This is a genomic window from Vibrio sp. Vb0937, from assembly GCF_033338855.1.
The window spans coordinates 1-1,359 of the sequence record NZ_JAWOTK010000207.1 but is presented as its reverse complement, the minus strand read 5'-3'; the positions used below and the strand labels follow the sequence as shown (position 1 = coordinate 1,359).

Here is a 1,359-nt window from a genome sequence, read left to right as displayed (position 1 = left end):
CTCAGTAATTTGTTTGTTTTGCTTGCGTGGGGTGCCTTGTTACAAGGGAATACACATTACATCGCGGCAATATTGTTGCTCGCAACCGGATACGCTGCCGTTTGGTATGCAGAAAAGCTGATACGGAATGTCGAACTGGAAGTTGATCCCAAAGGCTATCAAGGCATGAGGAATAAGCTCACCTGCGGCGTCATTTTGATGCATGGATTGGTTTTGATTGCATAATCTGGTCTGTCCAGTACTCAGATCACAAAACCAATCAACCCATATAAAACATTGTTCATTTCGTGAATACACATACATTTTGAACACCGTTTTGTTTTAAAGTAGCGCAAACCTACATATATATGTCCGTAAACATTCACAAAGGATATGAATATGTTTTTCCGCAAACTACTGTTTAGTACTGCAATTATCAATGCGACTTCTGGCTGCGTTTCTTACCAAGCGCAACAAGCTGCCACTCAAACAGTAAACAACACGGGCATTGTTCTCACCAATGTGGTGAAAAACACCATCGCACAACCGTGCAATGTCGCTATCACCGTTGCTAGCTTGTTTTATCCGCACGCGATATTCATGACTAGCGTACCAACTCAAGCTTGTACAACCGTACTGAGATAACGAATTCAAAAAAATGGCGACCACTTGGCCGCCATTTTTCATTTCTTTTAATTTATAGCGTTAGCAGATAGTTCACCAATTCGCTGTACTCGGCATAGCTACGGACTTCATTAGGAATAACGATGTACTTGTTATTCACAACGACGCCAGGAACGCCGGTCAGAGTGCTCTCTTTGAACTGCTTATCGAAACGCTTTTGCATCGAACTAACCGCAAAGCTGTTGTACGCCGCGTCAAATTTGTTGCCATCGACACCGTTGTCCGTGAAGACTTTCTTTAACTCGTCTTCGTTTTTCGGTGCTTGGCGCTTTTGATGAATTTGCGCGAACATCGCAGGCACCATTTTATCTTCAACACCTAGCGATACCATGGTTGCGTAAGATTTTGCCATTGGCACTGCCATGTCTGCGCCCATAAACGCCACGTGCACTTTTTCAAAGCGTGCTTCTTTTGGCAAAGCCGGTTTTAAGTTTTCAATCACAGATTCAAACTTATAACAGTGTGGGCAGTAAAACGAAAAAAACTCTGTAACGGTTGGTTTAGTCGCTTTCTCAACGTCCAACACTTTGTAGTGTTTACCTTCTTCAAATTGAGCAGCGTGAGCGCTGAAAGCCAGTAAAAGTGTGCTGCATAGTGCAAGTAATTTCTTCATTGTTTGTTTTCCTTCGGGCACAACAGTGCCGTTTTAAATATAGCTAAGAGCCAGCTAGTGCTGGAGATAAATAAAGAAGAAAT

General features: G+C 42.8%; 3 protein-coding genes. 2 read left to right on the top strand and 1 reads right to left on the bottom strand.

Annotation, left to right across the window (positions count from 1 at the left end):
- Both R7P67_RS24480 and R7P67_RS24475 read left to right on the top strand, forming a co-directional pair.
- Positions 1-225, top strand: a 225-nt coding sequence (locus R7P67_RS24480) for a DUF3429 domain-containing protein (protein ID WP_411912814.1), incomplete at its 5' end; no start/stop codon positions are given.
- 153 nt (positions 226-378) lie between these two features.
- Positions 379-624: a hypothetical protein gene (locus R7P67_RS24475; RefSeq protein ID WP_005463406.1), complete on the top strand. Its 246-nt coding sequence runs from the start codon at positions 379-381 to the stop codon at positions 622-624.
- 52 nt (positions 625-676) lie between these two features.
- Here R7P67_RS24475 and R7P67_RS24470 read toward each other — a convergent pair whose 3' ends face one another.
- The gene (locus R7P67_RS24470) at positions 677-1,276 is read right to left on the bottom strand and encodes a thiol:disulfide interchange protein DsbA/DsbL (RefSeq protein ID WP_020841867.1); all 600 of its coding nucleotides are present in this window, start codon (positions 1,274-1,276) and stop codon (positions 677-679) included.
- Positions 1,277-1,359: the final 83 nt, after the last annotated feature.

Excerpts from the sequence above, each read along its gene's own strand:
- R7P67_RS24470 (WP_020841867.1), bottom strand. The coding sequence starts at position 1,276 with ATGAAGAAATTACTTGCACTATGCAGCACACTTTTACTGGCTTTCAGC.
- R7P67_RS24475 (WP_005463406.1), top strand. The coding sequence starts at position 379 with ATGTTTTTCCGCAAACTACTGTTTAGTACTGCAATTATCAATGCGACT.